Origin of the sequence: Streptomyces ambofaciens ATCC 23877, from assembly GCF_001267885.1 — a bacterium.
Taxonomy (GTDB): domain Bacteria; phylum Actinomycetota; class Actinomycetes; order Streptomycetales; family Streptomycetaceae; genus Streptomyces; species Streptomyces ambofaciens.
The window spans coordinates 7302516-7319051 of record NZ_CP012382.1; the positions used below are offsets into that span (position 1 = coordinate 7302516).

14 protein-coding genes are annotated in these 16536 nt (G+C 72.9%); 5 read left to right on the forward strand and 9 right to left on the reverse strand.

Going from position 1 to position 16536, the window contains the following annotated elements:
* The first annotated feature begins 116 nt into the window (after window positions 1-116).
* The 4 genes from SAM23877_RS32100 to SAM23877_RS32115 all read left to right on the forward strand — a co-directional run bounded on the left by SAM23877_RS32100 (window position 117) and on the right by SAM23877_RS32115 (window position 5004).
* Window positions 117-2363 carry a glycoside hydrolase family 9 protein gene (locus SAM23877_RS32100; protein ID WP_053140834.1) on the forward strand — a complete coding sequence of 749 codons (2247 nt, stop codon included), beginning with the start codon at window positions 117-119 and terminating at the stop codon, window positions 2361-2363.
* A gap of 98 nt (window positions 2364-2461) precedes the next feature.
* Window positions 2462-2710 (forward strand): hypothetical protein, encoded by a 249-nt coding sequence (locus SAM23877_RS32105; protein WP_053140837.1) that lies wholly within the window; start codon window positions 2462-2464, stop codon window positions 2708-2710.
* A gap of 3 nt (window positions 2711-2713) precedes the next feature.
* Window positions 2714-3091, forward strand: a complete 378-nt coding sequence (locus SAM23877_RS32110) for a hypothetical protein (RefSeq protein WP_053140841.1) — start codon at window positions 2714-2716, stop codon at window positions 3089-3091.
* A 305-nt stretch (window positions 3092-3396) separates the two neighbouring features.
* On the forward strand, window positions 3397-5004 hold the full coding sequence (locus SAM23877_RS32115) for an RICIN domain-containing protein (RefSeq protein WP_053140844.1): 1608 nt from the start codon (window positions 3397-3399) through the stop codon (window positions 5002-5004).
* A 96-nt stretch (window positions 5005-5100) separates the two neighbouring features.
* On the opposite strand, the gene SAM23877_RS32120 is transcribed toward SAM23877_RS32115, so the two are convergent.
* On the reverse strand, window positions 5101-6270 hold the full coding sequence (locus SAM23877_RS32120; protein ID WP_053140847.1) for a lactate 2-monooxygenase: 1170 nt from the start codon (window positions 6268-6270) through the stop codon (window positions 5101-5103).
* Window positions 6271-6629: 359 nt separating this feature from the next.
* Here SAM23877_RS32120 and SAM23877_RS32125 point away from each other — a divergent pair, with 359 nt between their 5' ends.
* Window positions 6630-7064: a protease inhibitor gene (locus SAM23877_RS32125; RefSeq protein ID WP_053140850.1), complete on the forward strand. Its 435-nt coding sequence runs from the start codon at window positions 6630-6632 to the stop codon at window positions 7062-7064.
* Between the two features lie 166 nt (window positions 7065-7230).
* Here SAM23877_RS32125 and SAM23877_RS32130 read toward each other — a convergent pair whose 3' ends face one another.
* The 8 genes from SAM23877_RS32130 to SAM23877_RS32165 form a co-directional block, all read right to left on the reverse strand.
* Window positions 7231-7479, reverse strand: coding sequence for a CDGSH iron-sulfur domain-containing protein (locus SAM23877_RS32130; RefSeq protein WP_053140853.1), 249 nt, complete (start codon window positions 7477-7479; stop codon window positions 7231-7233).
* Window positions 7460-8104, reverse strand: a complete 645-nt coding sequence (locus tag SAM23877_RS32135; protein WP_174532267.1) for a HemK2/MTQ2 family protein methyltransferase — start codon at window positions 8102-8104, stop codon at window positions 7460-7462. The genes SAM23877_RS32130 and SAM23877_RS32135 overlap by 20 nt, the downstream gene beginning before the upstream one ends.
* A 30-nt stretch (window positions 8105-8134) precedes the next feature.
* Window positions 8135-9166: an iron-containing redox enzyme family protein gene (locus SAM23877_RS32140; protein ID WP_053140859.1), complete on the reverse strand. Its 1032-nt coding sequence runs from the start codon at window positions 9164-9166 to the stop codon at window positions 8135-8137.
* Window positions 9167-9222: 56 nt separating this feature from the next.
* Window positions 9223-9402 (reverse strand): hypothetical protein, encoded by a 180-nt coding sequence (locus SAM23877_RS32145; protein WP_053140862.1) that lies wholly within the window; start codon window positions 9400-9402, stop codon window positions 9223-9225.
* Window positions 9403-9498: 96 nt separating this feature from the next.
* Complete coding sequence (locus SAM23877_RS32150) at window positions 9499-10509, reverse strand: Ppx/GppA family phosphatase (RefSeq protein WP_053140865.1); 1011 nt, start codon at window positions 10507-10509, stop codon at window positions 9499-9501.
* Window positions 10510-10595: 86 nt separating this feature from the next.
* Window positions 10596-13418, reverse strand: coding sequence for an NHLP bacteriocin export ABC transporter permease/ATPase subunit (locus tag SAM23877_RS32155; protein WP_053140868.1), 2823 nt, complete (start codon window positions 13416-13418; stop codon window positions 10596-10598).
* 1 nt (window position 13419) lies between these two features.
* Window positions 13420-15645 carry an NHLP family bacteriocin export ABC transporter peptidase/permease/ATPase subunit gene (locus SAM23877_RS32160; protein ID WP_053140871.1) on the reverse strand — a complete coding sequence of 742 codons (2226 nt, stop codon included), beginning with the start codon at window positions 15643-15645 and terminating at the stop codon, window positions 13420-13422.
* Window positions 15642-16448, reverse strand: coding sequence for an HlyD family efflux transporter periplasmic adaptor subunit (locus SAM23877_RS32165; RefSeq protein WP_053140876.1), 807 nt, complete (start codon window positions 16446-16448; stop codon window positions 15642-15644). The genes SAM23877_RS32160 and SAM23877_RS32165 overlap by 4 nt, the downstream gene beginning before the upstream one ends.
* Between the last annotated feature and the right edge of the window lie 88 nt (window positions 16449-16536).

Sequence of the window (16536 nt, forward strand, 5' to 3'; positions counted from 1 at the left end):
GGGTGTCATGTCTGCCACAAGCATGGCCTGCGACCCCTTTGGGAGCGCTCCCATTCCTGTGAGCACATCCCACCGACGTGAGCGTCACCCCCGCACCTCCCTTGAGGAGCCCAGACGTGAAAAGACGCAGAACCGCACTCGCCGTCTCCCTGACGGCCCTGCTGGCGGCGGCCGTCACCACGGTGCCCGCCGCCCCGGCCGGGGCCGAGGAGACCGAACAGGTCAAGAACGGGACGTTCGACAACGGCACCGAATCCTGGTGGTCGAGCAGCAACGTCACCGCCGGCGTGTCCGACGGCCGGCTGTGCGCCGACGCCCCCGGCGGCACCGCCAACCGCTGGGACGCGGCCGTCGGCCAGAACGACGTCACCCTGGTCGCGGGGGAGTCGTACCGGTTCTCCTTCTCCGCGACCGGCACGCCCGCCGACCACGTGGTCCGGGCGATCGTGGGCCTGTCGGTGTCCCCGTACGACACCTACCACGAGGTCAGTCCGCAGCTGAGCGTCTCCGGCAACACCTACTCGTACACCTTCACCTCGCCCGTCGACACCACCCAGGGCCAGGTCGGCTTCCAGCTCGGCGGCACGCCCGACGCCTGGCGCTTCTGCGTGGACGACGTGTCCCTGCTGGGCGGGGTGGCACCCGAGCCGCACGTGCCCGACACCGGGCCGCGGGTCCGGGTCAACCAGGTCGGCTACCTGCCGTCCGGCCCGAAGAACGCCACCCTCGTCACCGACGCCACCTCGCGCCTCCCGTGGCAGCTGAAGGACGACGGCGGCCGGACCGTGGCCCAGGGCTGGAGCGTGCCGCGCGGCGTGGACGCCTCCTCCGGACAGAACGTCCACTCGATCGACTTCGGCCGCCACCAGAGGCCCGGCGAGGGCTACACCCTGGTCGCCGACGGGGAGACCAGCCGCCCCTTCGACATCGGCACGGCCGCCTACGAACGGCTGCGCACCGACTCCGCGAAGTACTACTACACGCAGCGCAGCGGCATCGCCATCAGCGACGAGCTGCGCCCGGGCTACGCCCGCCCGGCCGGACACGTGGGCGTGGCGCCCAACCAGGGGGACACCGAGGTGCCCTGCCGGCCCGGCGAGTGCGACTACACCCTCGACGTCTCCGGCGGCTGGTACGACGCCGGCGACCACGGGAAGTACGTCGTGAACGGTGGCATCTCCACCTGGGAGCTGCTCAGCACCTACGAGCGCTCCCTGCACGCCCGCACCGGGGAGCCGTCCAAGCTCGGCGACGGCACCCTCGCCATCCCGGAGAGCGGCAACAAGGTGCCGGACATCCTCGACGAGGTCCGCTGGGAGCTGGACTTCCTGCTGAAGATGCAGGTGCCGGACGGGCAGCCGCTGGCCGGCATGGCCCATCACAAGATCCACGACGAGGCGTGGACCGGGTTGCCGCTGCTGCCCGACGACGACCCGCAGAAGCGTGAACTGCACCCGCCGACCACCGCCGCGACCCTGAACCTGGCCGCGACGGCGGCGCAGGCGGCCCGCCTCTACCGCCCCTACGACCGGGAGTTCGCCGCCAAGGCGCTCGCCGCGGCCCGCGAGGCCTTCGCCGCGGCCCTCGCCCACCCGGACGTGCTCGCCGACGAGAGCGACGGCATCGGCGGCGGGGCCTACCCCGACGGCCAGGTCGAGGACGAGTTCTACTGGGCGGCGGCCGAGCTGTACCTGACGACGGGGGAGCGGGACTTCAGGGACCGCGTGCTCGGCTCCCCGGTCCACACCGCCGACATCTTCGGCCCGCTCGGCTTCGACTGGGCGCGCACCGCGGCGGCGGCCCGGCTGGACCTCGCGACCGTGCCGAGCGGACTCCCCGGCCGGGACAAGGTCCGCCGGTCCGTCGTCCAGGGCGCCGACCGCTACCTGGCCACGCTGAAGGCCCATCCGTACGGCATGCCCTACGCCCCGGAGGGCAACGTCTACGACTGGGGTTCCAGTCATCAGGTGCTCAACAACGCCGTCGTCCTCGCCACCGCCTACGACATCACCGGCGGCTCGAAGTACCGTGACGGCGCCGTCCAGAGCATGGACTACATCCTGGGCCGCAACGCGCTGAACATGTCGTACGTCACCGGCTACGGCGAGGTCAACGCCCACAACCAGCACAGCCGCTGGTACGCCCACCAGCTCGACCCGTCGCTGCCCGAGCCGCCCGACGGCACCCTGTCCGGCGGTCCGAACTCGAACATCCAGGACCCCTACGCACAGAGCAAACTCCAGGGCTGCGTCGCCCAGTTCTGCTTCATCGACGACATCCAGTCCTGGTCGACCAACGAGCACACCATCAACTGGAACGCCGCTCTGGCCCGGATGGCCTCCTTCGTGGCCGACCAGAGCTGACCGCGCCACCGTCCCGTCCGCCTCCCGCGGTACCGTCGTAGCACGGTCCTGACCTGCTGCTATTTACTGGTCAGTACCCGCGCGGTACCGTGGGAGGCATGCCAGCCCTGAACGTGGAGTTCAGCGACCGCGAGCTAGAGGACCTGCGGCAGATCGCCAAGGAACGCGGTACGTCGATGAAGGCGCTCGTGCGGGAGGCCGCCGCCGCCGACATAGCCCGGCACCGGGCGCTTCAGGAGGGTGCCGAGGCCTTCCGCCGGTTCTTCTCGGCCCACGCCGACGAATTCGCGGCCGCCTTCCCGGACGACGAACCACCGCCCGTCCAGGGCGAGGGGCGGGCCGCCTGACCCATGGCACCGGTCCTGCACATCGACGTGCCCTGGCTGCTCCAGCGCCACGAGGAGGTGCTGCCGGAGCAGCCCGTCGTCAACGACTTCTCCGCGCTCGTCGCCGCCGTCGCCCGGCACCGCGTCGACCCGCCCCGCCTCGGGGTGGACTCCGACGCGGCCTGGCGGGCGGCCGCCCTGCTGCACGCCCTCGCCGTGCTCAAGCCGCTGCCCTCGGCCAACGCGCGCTTCGCCTGTGCGACCGCGGTGGCCTACATGTACGCCAGCGATGTCGGCATCGACCCGCCCTACGGCGCCCTGGTCGACCTCGCGCGTGACCTGATGTCGGGCAAGGCCGACGTCTACGGCGCGGCCGACCGGCTCCGTTCCTGGCAGATCTGACCCGCGAAGGCACGGGCGGACCGAAGGCCCGTGTACGGCCCATGAATTCCCCGGAATCTGACCTTCTTTCAAAGAAGGCCCGTGCCGCCCGCTCGCCTTGTTGACCATGTGTGGTTTGTGCGAGAGTGAAGCACCCGTGCGGGGGGTAAAGGCCGGGTCTCGCACGCGCTTTGACGGACCAGGTCCGAATTTCGCCATGGCGAATTCACGCTCCCCACACCGCGCCCAAAAGGTATACACCATTCGGGGTTCCTTTTCGGCGACCAGAACTTCTGAGTCACATGCGCGTGGGAAGGAACATCTCAGTGCCCACCCCCCACCCCCCTCGGCCCGCTTACCCGCCCTCGGGCGGGGATTTTGGGGAGTCCGACGAGCTGTTGGCCGCCCGGCTGCGGGACGGCCCGGACAGTGCCGCCTCGCAGGCCGCGGCGCTGCTGATGGCGCGCCACTGGCAGCCCGCCCATGACTACGCGACCATCTGCCTCGCCACGTCGTCACAGGTCACCGCCATGGTCACCGCCGCCGCCTGGCACCGGGTCCTGGACCGGCTGGCGCACGGGGAGCCGGCCACGGCCCTGCGCCCTCGGCTGCTGGTGGCCGTCCGGGACACGGTCCGGCAGTGGTCCGCGGACGACGGGATATCCGGCGTTCTCCCGCACCTGCTGAAACCCGCCGGGGGGCGGGGTATGCGGGCGGCGAAGTCCCTGACTCCGGAAAACCGCACCCTGGCCGCGCGGGCATTCGCGTCCCTTCCCGGCCCGGCCCGTTGTTTGCTGTGGCACACGGAGGTCGAGGGTGAGCCCATAAGTGTCCCGGCCGGGCTGCTCGGCATGGACACCGACACCGCGTCGGCCACCCTCGAACACGCGCGTGAGAAATTCCGCGAGGGTTGTCTGGACGCCCATCGGCAGCTCGCGCCGACCCAGGACTGCCGCTTCCACGGCCGGCTCCTCGACGTCCCGATCCGCCGGGGCGGAGCCCTGCTGCCGGACGTCCGCAAGCACCTGGCGGACTGCAGGCACTGCCGGCACGCGGCCGAACAGCTCGGCCACTTCGAGCGCGGGCTGGGCACGCTGATCGCCGAAGCGGTCCTCGGCTGGGGCGCCCGGCGCTATCTCGACTCCCGGCCGGGGCGCGCGTCCCTCGGCACCCTCGCCAAGGGTGCCGCACGGCACCGGGGCGGGCGCCCCGGACTGCTGGCCCGCGTGCCCCTGCCGGTGCGCCGGCTGCCCGGCCGGTCACGCTCCGGCCGCTCGATGCTCAGGCAGTTCGGCGCCGCGTCCGCCGGGGTGCTGTCCATCGCGCTGGTGGTGAGCGTGTGGTCGTACGACGGCGGCGGCGCCGACCCGGCCGCCTCCACCAGCGCCGTCGGCGGTGACACGGCAGCCTCCGGGACCAGCCGCCCCGAACCACCGGGCTCGGCGGGGCTGCCCACGACGCCGGACCGGACCCGGCTGCGCAACGTCGCCGCGGAACTCTGCCTCGACGTGCGGGACGAGCCGAAGGCCGGCGCGGGCGCCCGGCTGGCGGCGTGCTCCGACGCGTGGACCCAGCAATGGACCTACGAGGACGACGGGCTGCTGCGCAGCGTCGCCGACCCGGGGCTGTGTCTGGACGCGCGGGCGGACGCCGGAGTCGTCGTCCTCGGTACCTGCGCCGACGAGGGCACCGAGCGGAGCGAGGACGTGCGGTACGACCTGACCGACCGGGAGGAGCTGGTGCCCCGCGGGCAGCGGCAGCTCGCCCTCGCCCCCACCACCACCGCGCCGGGCGCCGACGTCGTCGTCAAGGTGCGCGACGGTTCCGACGCCCAGCGCTGGCGGACCGAGCCGGTGCCGACGGCGGACGCCTCCCTGTCCATCGCCGGCACCGAGGCCCCGGACGCGCGGACCGTGGAACTGCCGGGCGGCTGAGGGCCGTACCGGATCCGCGGGCGTGCGTGAGGGGCGGGCCGGGACGGGGGCGAGAGCCCGGCGGAACGCTCGGTCGCCCCGCTCCGCACGAGCCGGTCAGCCGGGATGCTCGACGAGGTCGTCGGGTCCCGGCGTGGCCGGTGAGGAGTGCCCCGACAGGGCCAGGGTGAGGTCGAGCTCGGCGAGCAGGCAGCGGATCACGTGCTCGACGCCCGCCTGACCGTCCAGGCCCAGACCGTAGGCGTAGGGCCGGCCGAGGAGTACCGCTCGCGCCCCGAGGGCCAGCGCCTTGAAGACGTCGTCGCCGGTGCGGACACCGCTGTCGAACAGCACGGTCAGCCGGTCGCCGGCCGCCTCCACGACGCGCGGCAGCGCGTCGGCCGCCGCGACGGAGCCGGCCACCTGACGGCCGCCGTGGTTGGAGACCACCACGCCGTCCATCCCCGCGTCGGCGGCCATCCGGGCGTCGTCCGGGTGCAGGACGCCCTTCAGCACGATCGGGCCGTCCCAGTTCTCCCGCAGGAACGCCAGGTCCGGCCAGGTCTTGGCCGGATCGGAGAACATGCCGACGAAGTGCATCACGGCCGCGTTCGGATCCTCGTGCACGGGCTTCGCCAGGCCCGCCCGGAACGCCGGGTCGGAGAAGTAGTTGGCCGTGCCCACCCCGTGCAGGAACGGCAGGTACGCCTGGTCGAGATCGCGGGGTCGCCACGACAGCAGGGGCGTGTCCAGCGTGACGAACAGCGCGCTGTACCCGGCCGCCCTCGCCCGCTCCAGGAAACTGCGGGCCACCTCGCGGTCCTTGGGCCAGTAGAGCTGGAACCAGCGTTCGGCGTCGCCCATCGCCTCGGCGACCTGCTCCATGGGGGTACTGGAAGCCGAGGACAGGATGTACGGCACGCCCTGGGCGGCGGCGGCCCGGGCGGCGGCCGGCTCCGCGTCCGGATGCATGATCGACAGGACCCCGACCGGCGCCAGCGCCAGTGGGGCGGGCAGCGGGCGGCCCAGCACCTCGACCGACAGGTCGCGCCGGTGGACGTCCCGCAGCATGCGCGGAACGATCCTGCGCCGGTCCAGGGCCGCCCGGTTGGCGCGGGCGGCGCTGCCGTCGCCCGCGCTGCCCGCGACGTACCCGACGGGACCGGGCCCGAGCCGCCGCTCGGCCAGCTCCTCGAGCCGGGTCAGATCGGTGGGCAGGCGCGGCACGGCACCCGTCATCCCGTTCAGGTAGATCTCGTACTGGAAATCCGCCCAGTGCTTCGCCATCCCCGGCTCCCGCCTCTCGTCGTCGAGCTCGCGCCGTCAGCACCATACTCGCGGGTATGTCGAGGCGGCCCGCCGGGTGAAGAGGTCTGTTTCAGGGGTGTTTCAGGCCTATCGGCGAACGGGTGGATCACGCCATCCGGCCAGTTCATGCCTCAAGGACCGATCAAGAACCGCCCTGTTCCGGACTTGGAACGTTCGAATTCCGTGACATCACGCCACTGATTCAATACGCAAGGTTACCGAAACCCATGGGGTCGATATGAGTTTCGGCGGCGGACTCGGCAGACTCGCGCTCGCCGTTCCGGCACCGACCGAGCCGGGCCGGCATCACCCTCGAAACGAGCGGAAGGATGCACACAATGCGGAACACCGCGCGCTGGGCAGCGACTCTGGGCCTGACGGCCACCGCCGTCTGCGGGCCCCTCGCCGGGGCGTCTCTCGCCTCCCCGGCCACCGCCCCCGCGTCGCTCCACGCCCCCTCGGCCCTCGTACTGACCGTAGGGCACGGAGAGAGCGCTGCCACCGCCGTACCCGTACGCGCGGTCACGTTGACCTGCGCGCCCACGGCCTCCGGAACCCACCCCGCCACGGTCTCGGCCTGTGCCGAACTGCGCGGCGCGGGCGGTGACTTCGACGCCCTCGCGGCGGACGCCGGTGTGATGTGCACCCGGGAGTACGCGCCCGTGGTCGTCACCGTCGACGGGGTCTGGCAGGGCCGGCGCCTCTCCTACGAGCGCACCTTCGCCAACGAGTGCGTGAAGAACGCGGGCAGCAGCAGCGTCTTCACGTTCTGAGGACCGGGACCGCCCGGCCCGTGCGGCGTGACCGGCGGCTCGCTACTGGGGAGTGCGAGCGCCGCCGTACGGAATGCGCGGTCCCGCACCGGGGACGGCGGACGGAGTGGGGCCGTCCGCCGTTCTCCGGCACCCGGGCCGCCGTGTCGGTTCCTTCGCCGTCACGTCAGTCCTTCGCCGCCGGCCCGTCGCCGGTGCCGGACGACCTGGCGCGGTGGCTGGTGTCGCACCAGGGGAAGCGCCGGCTGCGACGGCAGGTGCACAGGGCGACGCGGAAGCGGTCGGAGGACACCGTGGTCCCGTCCTCCAGCTCCACCTCCACCGGGCCCTCCACCAGGAGCGGCCCACGGCGCTGTACCTTGACCCGGCGCACGTCGCCGGTCGGACGGGGCGTCTCAGACGGGCTGTTCGGCACGGACGACCACCAGCTCCTCCTCGTTCTCGGCCAGGGGCAGCAGCCCGCGCTGCCGCAACCAGCGCTCCCGGCCGCGTACCACGGGTCCGAACGCGATCCGCCGGCGCCGGGTCACCGCCGCCTTCAGACCGGCCTCGCGCAGATGGCCGACGGTCCTCTCCGGGTCGCTGAGCGCCGACTGCACCAGCAGCAGCACACCGCCCGGCCGCAGCAGGGCGGGTGCCTCCCGGCAGATCCGGTCCAGGACCATCCGGCCGTCGTGTCCCGCGTCCCAGGCCCGTGCCGCGCCGCGCGGCCGGCGGCCGCCGGCCGGCGCCGGGACGTACGGGGGGTTGGCCAGCACCAGGTCGAACGTCTCACCGCGGACGGGCGTGAAGAGGTTGCCGTGCCGGACGCGGATCCGCACCCCGGACCGGGCGGCGTTCACCCGGGCCGCGCACACCGCGCGCCACGACACGTCCACCGCGGTCACCCGCGCGCCCCGCCGGGCCGCGGCCACGGCCAGGGCGCCCGTCCCGGTCCCCACGTCGAGCACGGACGCGGCCGGTGGGAGCGACTCGTCGGACAGCGCCCCGGTCAGCAGGGCGGTGTCCTCCTGAGGGGCGTACACGCCCGGAAGCACCATGAAGTTCACGGAAGCCACGTACCCCGGCAATCAAGAAATATGGGAGTTTTCGGAAGGCTCGCGAGGCGCCCCGGGCAGCGGAGTGCGCAGGGACGAGCGGCCGGCCCGCCAGTCGGCGAGCAGCCGGGCGCCGAAGCGGTCCTCGAGGTGCTCCGTGGCGTCGATACCGAAGGCGACGTCCGCCGCGAGGTGCGGTTCCTGCTCCAGCAGGCCGTCGATCACCTCGTGCCGCACGATCTGCTCGTGCACCGCGTCGGCCTCGACGTGCTCGTCGTAGAAGTGCTCGGCGGCCGGTCCGGCGCCGGTGCGGCGCATCGCTTCGGCGAGCCGCCGGGAACCGGGCGACGAGGTGATCTCGACCGCCGCGAAATGACCCACCAGAGCACCGCGCAGGGACCGGTGCAGGCCGAAGAGGGACATCATGTTGACCGTGGCCAGGCACTCGGCGGACGCCGCGTCCAGATGACGCCCGTAGGTGGTGTCCAGACCCAGGTCCGTCATCAGGTCGGCGAAGAGCCGGGCGTGCACCCGGTCGGGGCGGCCGCCGCCGTACTCGTCGAACTCCACCGCCGCCATCGCCGCCTTCGCGCGCCCCCACAGCCGCGGCAGCACCCAGGCGTGCGGGTCGGCCTCCTTCAGGTGGTACAGGGAGCGCTGGGCCGCGTACTCGCGCAGGTGCCACAGCTCGCCCTCGTCCCGCAGGAAGTGGCTGACGCCCTTCCCGTCGACGGGTTCGACGAGCAGGGCCCCGACCGCGTCCTCCACGGTGTCGTGGACCCGGGTGTCGGCGCGCAGTGCGGACAGGAAGCGGTCCTCCAGCGCGGCCCGGGTGCGCAGCAGGTCGGGGTCCCATTCGAGGCCGGGGGAGACCCCGGCGAAACCCCGGTAGTGCAGCTCGTAGCACTGGTACAGGGCCAGTTGCAGGTCGTCGCCGTAGGCCGGCGCGGCGGCGACGGCCTCCGGTGCGGGCAGCGGGCCGGCCCCGAGCAGGTACGAGCCGACGGCCGCGGAGAGCGGGCCCCGGGCCGTCGGCAACTGTGGTCCTTCGCGGTCGTACTCCATGGCGCCGCGAGTACCCGGCCGTCGCCGCGGCACCCCCGCGGAAGCGGAGTCCCGCGTCACTCTCCCTCGGCGTCCCGCTGCGCGGCGGTGTTCGGCGAGGTGGCGTCGCCCGCCTCGCCCCGGCGCGGCTCGTCGTCGGACTCCGCGTCGCGGGGCCTGCCGTCCCGGATCTCGCGCAGGACCTCCTCGACGGCGGTCTCGGGCTGCTCGTGGGCGTGGTCGCGGTTGTGGGACACGGGTGTCTCCTTCCTTGTGTTTCTTCGTTCGCGGCGTATCCCCCGGATTCCCTCGGATTCCCTCGAACGGGAACGTCGGGTCGTCGGGGTCGCGCCTCAGCTCGTGGTGGTCGCGACGCGCAGGGGCACCGGGGCCGGCGCCGTGATCTCGTCGCTGCGCCGGGTCACCTCGGCCCACCAGGACGGCCCGTCCTCGATGTGGCGCAGCAGGATGCCCTCGCGGATCGCCCAGGGACAGAGCGTCACCGTCTCCAGCCCCGTCAGCTTCATCACGGTGTGTCCGACCACCGCCCCGGCCACGCTCTGCGCCGACCGCGGCGCCGAGATGCCGGGCAGCTCGGCCCGCTCGGCGGCGGTCAGCGCGGCCAGCCGGCCGGCCGCCTCGCCCAGGTCCGAGCAGCGCATCCGCCGCTCGACGAACGGACCGTGCCGGCCCGGCAACGCCCCGCACAGCCGCCCGAGCTGCTGGAAGGTCCGTGAGGTGGCCACCGCGGTGCGCGGTCCCTCCCAGCGGATCCGCGCCGCCACGTCCCGCAACTGGTGGCGGACGCTGCGGCGCAGCGCCCGTATCTGCTCCGGCGGCACCGCGTCCTCGCCGCCCTCCAGGAAGTCGTGGGTCAGCCGCGCCGCGCCGAGGGGCAGCGAGGCCACGAAATCGGGCAGCCGGCCGCGGCCGAAGGCGACCTCCAGCGAACCGCCGCCGATGTCGAGCAGGGCGAGCGGACCGGACCGCCAGCCCATCCAGCGCCGGGCCCCCAGGAACGTCAGCTCCGCCTCCACCTCGCCGGGCAGGGTGCACAGGGCGACACCGGTGCGGGCGCGGACGGCGCGCAGCACCTCGTGGCGGTTGGGCGCGGCACGCACCACCGCGGTCGCGAAGGCCAGCGGACCGGCCGCGCCCCACCGGGCCGCGGTCCTGTTGGCCCCGTCGACCGCCTCCACGAGCCGTTCCACGGCCTCCTCGGGCACCGGGTCACCCGGCTTCACCTGGTCGGAGAGCCGCAGCCGCCACTTCGCCGTGTGGACCGGCAGGGGGACCCCGCCCTCCGCGTCCGCCACCATGAGCCGGACCGTCTTCGACCCCACGTCCACCACGCTGATACGCATGCAGGCGCAGGTACCCAGTTACGCGCCCGTCCAACGGCCCCCGGGGCGGGTAGGCCGGAAACCACACCGGGCCGTCCGGCCCCCGGTCAGGCCAGCTGCCGCCGCACCAGCTCGTGCAGCCGGCCGCCCGTGTCCGCCAGCAGCTCGGCCGGCGGTCCCTGCTGGGCCACCTTGCCGGCCTCCATCACGATCACCCGGTCGGCGTCCAGCACCGTCGACAGACGGTGCGCGATCACGACGCGGGAGGCGTTGAGCGCCTTGGTGGACTCGATCACCGTGCGCTGGGTCTCGTTGTCCAGGGCGCTGGTCGCCTCGTCGAAGAAGAGGATGCGCGGCCGGCGGATCAGTGCCTGCGCGATCATCAGCCGCTGCCGCTGACCGCCCGAGACGGCGCCGCTGCCCGACACGATGGTGTGCAGGCCCATCGGCATCCGCTTGATGTCCTCGGCGAGCCCGGCCATCTCGGCCGCCGCCATCACCTCCTCCGGCGTGTACGCCTCGGTGCCGCAGATGACGTCCATGATCGAGCCCGTGAAGGGCTGCGCGTGCTGGAGCACCACCCCGCACTGCCGGCGCACCGCCGACTGGTCCAGCGCGGCGAGGTCCTGCCCGTCGTAGAGGACGCTGCCCGACAACGGCCGGTCGAAGCCGATCAGCAGCCTCAGCAGGGTCGACTTGCCGCAGCCACTGGGACCGACGACCGCCACGAACTCACCCGGCCGCACCTCGAAGGACACGTCGTCCAGGACCAGCGGACCGTCGTCGGTGTACCGGAACGACAGCCGCCGCGCCTCGATGGCCCCGGACAGCGGACCCGGCCGGGTACTGGCCGTGCGGACCTCGGGCGTGGCGTCCAGGACCGGCCGGATCTCCTCGAACAGCGGCAGCGCGGCCACCGCCGACACGAAGGCGCCGGTCACCTGCGTGACCGAGGTCAGCAGCATCGTCACCGACGCGTTGAAGGTGAGGAACTCGGCCGCCGACATCGAACCGCGTGCCGGACCGGCCAGCAGCATGAACATCAGCAGCGTGCACAGCGGCAGGTACACCGCGCCGAGCACCGCGTTGAGGTTCTTGACCCGCCCCGCCCGCTGCTGGAGCTCACGGCTGCGCGCGAACTGCTCGGCCCACGCCGCGTACGCGTAGTTCTCCGCCGCCGCGACCCGCAGCTTGGGCAGCCCGCGCAGGGTCTGGAACGCCTGGTTGTTGAGCTTGTTGGTGAGCTGGACCAGCCGCCGCTGCCAGCGCACCTGCCACAGCCCGAGGCCGAGGAAGACGGCGGCGACGACCACCAGCATGCCGATCGCGGCGAGCGCCATCGGCACGCTGTACCAGAGCAGCAGCCCCAGGTTCATCGCCCCGACGGTCACGGACTGCGCCACCGTCGGACCGACCCCCGCCAGCAGCCTGCGGATGGCGCTGATGCCCATGGCGGCGCTCGCCAGCTCACCCGTGGAGCGCTCGGTGAAGAACTTCGTCGGCAGCCGCAGCAGCCGGTCCCACACGGCCGGCTGGAGGGTCGCCTCGATGCGGCCCTCGAGACGCAGGATGGTGAGGTTCTGCAGGAGCATGAAGGCCGCCGCGACGACGCTGCTCAGCATCACCGCGAGACAGACCTGCACGATCAGCCCGGTCTGCGCCTTCGGCACGAACTCGCCGAGCACCTTGCCGGTGGCGATCGGCACCAGCGCGCCGATCGCCACCGTCACCAGCCCGCTGAGCAGCAGGCCGGTCAGATCACCGCGGGTGCCCTGCAGGCAGAAGCGCAGCAGCCGCAGCGGGCTGAGCCGGCGTTCGGGCAGCGGCCGGTAGAACATCACCGCGCGGGGCTCGAACTCCTCGGCGTTCGCCTTCTCGACCGGCGTCTCCCGGCCGGTCGCCGGATGGACGGCCACGTAGCCGCCCCGCCGCCACAGCAGCGCCACCGGCGCGCCGGACAGCGCCCGGTGGCCGACCAGCGGCCCGACGTCGTCCCGCCACCACCGGTCCTCCAGCCGGACGGTCCGGGTGCGCAGGCGCGAGGCGACGGCGACCCGCTCCACCGGGTCGATCCGGTCGCTCCCCGTGTCGCCGCGCGGGGGCTCGGCGAGCGGGATGCCGGCGGCACGGGCGACCAGCTTGCAGGCCGCGTAGGTGGCGTCGGCGTCGGCGGCCGTGGCGCGCGGCCCCGAGGGCTTGCCGATGGAGGCCAGCAACGTCCGGTCGGCCTGGGCGCGCACCGCCTCACCGGCCTTGATGCCGGCCGCCGTGCGGGTCTCGTGGGTGCGCTCCAGCTGTTCGATCCAGCGGTCCAGCGTGGTCAGCAGCCGGTACTGCTGGTCGACCATGCTCTGCCACAGCGCCGGGTCCATCAGCAGGTCGGCGGCGGCCTCGTCGCCGTACACCGCGCCGTACTGGACGCTGCCCGGGGGGACCTGCATCCAGAACACGTCGTCGTCCGTGGGCGCCGCGGCCCGTTCGTCGGCCATCGGCGCCTGGAAGAGGACGGTCAGGCCGCGGCCCACCCCGAGGGCGAGGGCGTACTCCAGCGGGCTCGTCGTCGGTGGCACGTACTGGGGGTTGCCGTACGCGTCGTACGACCACGTCTGCGTGTTCGCCGGCTGGTACAGCTCGCGCAGCCCGATGCGGTGCACCACGCAGTCCCGCAGCGGACGCGCGACCAGCGTGTGCTGGGGCCCGGAGACCGGCCCGAGCAGCACCGAGCCCGCCTCCAGGCGGCCCAGGTGGTGCCAGTGCCCCTGCTGCCCGGCGTCCACCGCGAACAGGTCCACCGCGCCGGACGCCACCAGCCACAGCACCTGCGGGCCCTCCAGGTCGAGGCGGCCGAACCCGGCGCAGTCGACGCGCGTGCCCAGCGAGCCGAGCGCCCCGAGGACGACGTCGCCCTGTCCTTCGTGCACCGCTGTCATCTCACCGCTCCCTGACCAGCGCCGCGTACGCGCCACCGCGCGCGACCAGCTCCTCGTGCCGTCCGCGCTCCACGACCGTGCCGTGCTCCAGGACGACGATCTCGTCGCTGTCCCGCACGGTGCTCAGCCGGTGCGCGATCACCACGCAGGCGCAGCCGCGCCGGCGCAGGTTGTCCATGACGACCTGCTCGGTCTCCGCGTCGAGCGCGCTGGTCACCTCGTCGAGGACGAGGATGCTGGGCCGGCGCACCAGGGCCCGTGCGATCTCCAGACGCTGGCGCTGCCCGCCGGAGAAGTTCCGGCCGTCCTGCTCGACCCTGCTGTGGATGCCGCCCGGACGGCGCGTCACCACGTCGTACAGGGCGGCGTCCCGAAGCGCCTCCACCACGGCCTCGTCCGGGACCGACGGGTCCCACAGCGCCACGTTGTCGCGGACGGACCCCTCGAAGAGGAACACGTCCTGGTCGACGAAGGAGACGGAGGACGCCAGGGCGCCGCGCGGGATGTCGTCGATGCGCTGCCCGTCGATGCGGATCACGCCGTCCCACGGGGTGTACAGCCCTGAGATCAGCCGGGAGACCGTCGACTTGCCGCTGCCCGAGCCGCCGACCAGGGCCACCTGCTGCCCCGGTCCGACGGTCAGGTCGAAGCCCGTGAGCAGGGGTTTGTCCAGCGGGTTGTAACCGAAGGAGATGTTCTGCAGCTCCACATGGCCGTGCAGCCGGCGGGTCGAGTCGATCCCGCCGGGACGGTCGTAGAGCGGGTCCGCCCGGAAGTTCTCCACGTCCTTCAGCCGGGCCACGTCGGCCGCGAAGTCCTGGATGCGGCCCGCGACGCCGTTCAGCCGGGTCAGCGGGGCGGTGAAGCGGACCACCAGCGCCTGGAAGGCGACCAGCAGCCCCACCGAGATGTGCCCCTCCACCGCGCGCATGCCGCCGATCCACAGGATCAGCGCGCTGTTGAGCGTCGCGAGCGTCGGAGCCACCACGCCCAGCCAGGCGCTCGGCACGCCGAGCCGTTGCTGTTCCTCCAGCGTGGTGGCGTGCTGCCCGGCCCACTTGCGGAAGTAGCCGTCCTCACCGCCGGTCGCCTTCATCGTCTCGATCAGCTGGAGACCGGTGTACGCGGTGTTGGTCAGCCGCGCCGTGTCCGCCCGCAGCTTCGCCGTACGGGTCGCGCGCAGCCGGATGACGATCCGCATGGCGAGGATGTTGAGCAGGGCCACGCCGATGCCCACGAAGGTGAGCTGCGGGTCGTACGTGTACAGCAGTACGGCGTACAGCACGACGACGATCGCGTCGACGCCCGCGGCGGCGAGGTCGCGGGCCAGCGTCTCGGCCACCGCGTCGTTGGACTGGAGGCGCTGCACCAGGTCGGCCGGGCTGCGCTGGGAGAAGAACGTCACCGGCAGCCGCAGCAGGTGGCGCAGGAAGCGGGCGCTGGAGAGGGTGGAGGAGATGATGCGGCCGTGCAGCAGGTTGGCCTGCTGGAGCCAGGTCAGCACCACCGTGAGGAGCACGCAGGCGGCCATCGACGTGAAGAGCACGCCCAGCAGCGAGGTCTGCCCGCCGATCAGGAACGTGTCGATGTAGGTGCGGCTGAGCGCGGGCACCGCGGCGCCCACCGCCACCAGCAGCAGGCTCGCCAGCACCGCGGCGGGCAGGGTGCCCGCGGTGCCGCGCAGCCGGGCCGGCATCGCGCCGAGCACGCCGGGCCTGCGGCCGCCCCGGGTGAAGTCCTCGCCGGGTTCCATGGTCAGGACGACGCCGGTGAAGCTCGTGTCGAAGTCCTCCAGGGTCACGAAACGGCGGCCCTTGCCCGGGTCGTTGATGAACACCCCGCGGCGGCCGAACCGCCGGCCCACGCCGTCGTAGACGACGTAGTGGTTGAACTCCCAGAACAGGATGGCCGGCGCCGTCACCTCGGCGAGGGCGGCCAGGTCCATCTGCATGCCCTTGGCGGTGAAACCGTAACCGCGCGCCGCCTTCAGCAGGTTGCTCGCTCGCGAGCCGTCGCGGGAGACGCCGCAGGCGATGCGCAGCTCCTCCAGCGGCACGTGCCGGCCGTAGTGGCCGAGCACCATGGCCAGGGAGGCGGCGCCGCACTCCACCGCCTCCATCTGGAGCACGGTCGGGGTGCGGACGGTCTTCGCCCGGCCGCTCCTGGGCACCTTGCGCTTCGGCGGGGCGGCGCGGCGTCTGCCCCGGGTCTCCTGTGCGGTGGTCACGGCAGCAGCCAATCGAGGGGACGCTGGTCGGCCAGCCGGATGGAACCCGTGGCCATGGTCATGGAGGTCAGGCCGAAGGGCGGTCCGTCCGCGGACGACCACTCGTAGCCGCTCCGCGTGGACTTGGAGGTGGTCAGCCGGACCGTCACCGCCACCGGCCTGCCCTCCTTCGTGAACTGCTCGCCGAGCTGGCCGTCGCCGAGGAAGGCGGAGATGGTCTGCGCCGACTGGGCCGAGCGGTCCACGGACTGCACCTTCCCGTGCAGCACGCCGTACTGCTGGGCGGGCACCGACTGGACGGTTAGGTCGACGGAGGCGTGCGCGGGGATGGCGGCGGCCTTCTCGGCGGGGACGTAGACGGTGGCGTAGAGCGGATCGTCGGCGTGGGCGACCTTCTCGACCGAGGCGACGTTCGCACCGGTCTGGATGATCTGACCCACGGTGGCGGCGAGCGCGCTGACCCGGCCGGCGTCGACGGTGCGGACCACGGTCTCGCCCTCGGCGGTGCGGACCTTCAGCACGGGGGAGTCGGCGGGCAACCGCTCTCCCTGGCGCGCGAGGACCGCGGTGACCTGGCCGGACACCGGGCTCTGGAGGAGGTAACTGCCCTGTCCGTGGGTGAGGACGGCGGGTGCGCCGACGGTGGAGGTCACCGAGCCGCCCACCGCCCATACGCACGCGGCGGCCATCGCGACGAGGGTCACGGAAAGCACCGCCCAGCCCTGCGGGCGGGCGAAACGCACCGGGAGATCGAGCTCCTCCGGTGACTGGAGTTTTGCGAGGGCCTGTTGGCGGAACTGCACGTCGGACGTATCCCAGAGTTTTCCGGCGAAGCCACGGAAGCGACCGTGGACGCGAAGCCACGGACGAGACCGCGGACGGAGCCACGGA